We start from the raw sequence: 1,513 nt of genomic DNA on the forward strand, positions 1-1,513 counted from the left end.
AGAACAGCTTTAGAAACAATAAACATTCCTTCAAGTGTTCAAAGTATTGAATCACATGCATTTAATGAATGCAGAGAGTTAAAAAATGTAACTATTTCAGAAGGTGTTGAAGTAATTGGTAATGCAGCATTTGCCGCAACAGCTTTGGAATCAGTAAATATTCCTTCAAGTGTTAAAATAATAGAAACACATGCATTTAATGGATGTAGACTATTGAAAAATGTGGTTATTTCAGAAGGGGTTATGTATTTTGGAGTATCAGCATTCGAATCAACAGCCTTAGAGGAAGTTGTGTTGCCTTCAAGTGTCCAATATATATCTGATTTAGTTTTTCACAATTGCAGTAAATTAAAAAAAGTAACATTTAAATCAAATAATCTTGTTTATTATGGTGATTGGGTATTTTTATCATGCAATAATATAGAAGTGTTTGTACCAAGTGAATCAGTTGATTTTTATTTTAATTGGTTGTCGCAATATAGTAATATAACTATATATCAAATAAATAACGAGGTGAAATAATATGTGTAAAACCAGAAATATTTTTATTAATTTGTTAGCAATTTCCTTTATAATAGTTTTTGCTATTTTTAATAATAATGTCTCAGCTAATCTAACAATTGATGATGGAAATATTTATTATTATGAAATTATTAATGAAGAGGTAAAATTAACCCAATGTCATTTTCGTTCATTTCCTAATGTTAAAATTCCAGAAGAAATCGAGGGATATCCTGTTACTATAATTGCTTCATATGCTGCTGGTTCGGACAGTATGGCAGAAAAAGTTGATAATATAATAATACCTGATAGCGTTGTAACGATTGAAGAAAATGCATTTTTGATGGATGATATATATGCTTGTGATTATATTAAGGATTTTACAATTCCAAAAAGTGTTCAAAATATTGGTCAAGATGCTTTGGGGTATTATTTAAAACCTGAATATAGTTCATGTGGAAGTACCGAAGTGTACTTGAAGTATTATAAAATTGAAGGTTTTGTTATAAGAGGATACAAGGGAACAGCCGCCGAAACATATGCGCTTCAAAACAGGTTTACATTTATTGCCCTTGATGACGAGCCTGTAACAACTACCACTCCTGTTACTACTGATATAACAACAACTGAAACAACAGTTGTAACAACACAAACAACTGCTATTTCTACAACATCAGCTGCGGAAACAACTCCGATAACGACAACGGTTACAACTCCTGAAATAAAAGGTGATGCCAACGGAGACGGAAAGCTTGCAGCAAGCGATGCGGCATTTATTGCAAAAGAGCTTGCACAGTCGTCTATTTCAGGAGAGAAAATAACAGCTGAGGATTATCCAGCTATGGATTTTAATCAGGATGGTAAAATTACAGCCAAAGATGCCGCGGATATTGCAAAGTATCTGGCAGAGCAGTCGATATCAGATAATAAAAAAGTATGATTTATAATATAAACATAATTTAAATAATAGCACAATAAAGCTCGGTGAATAACCGGGCTTTTTGTTAAAAAA

2 protein-coding genes are annotated in these 1,513 nt (G+C 31.8%); both read left to right on the forward strand.

Translation table 11 applies throughout. The features are described from left to right. Positions 1-522: leucine-rich repeat domain-containing protein (locus OCV67_RS12055; RefSeq protein WP_178085132.1), on the forward strand; the 522-nt coding region annotated here is incomplete at its 5' end. 1 nt (position 523) lies between these two features. Further along, positions 524-1,441, forward strand: a complete 918-nt coding sequence (locus tag OCV67_RS12060; RefSeq protein ID WP_147644205.1) for a dockerin type I domain-containing protein — start codon at positions 524-526, stop codon at positions 1,439-1,441. Positions 1,442-1,513: the final 72 nt, after the last annotated feature.

It is taken from the genome of Porcipelethomonas ammoniilytica (assembly GCF_025567485.1).
GTDB classification, from domain to species: domain Bacteria; phylum Bacillota; class Clostridia; order Oscillospirales; family Ruminococcaceae; genus Porcipelethomonas; species Porcipelethomonas ammoniilytica.

Coding starts and splice junctions, on each gene's coding strand:
- OCV67_RS12060 (WP_147644205.1), top strand. CDS start 524: ATGTGTAAAACCAGAAATATTTTTATTAATTTGTTAGCAATTTCCTTT.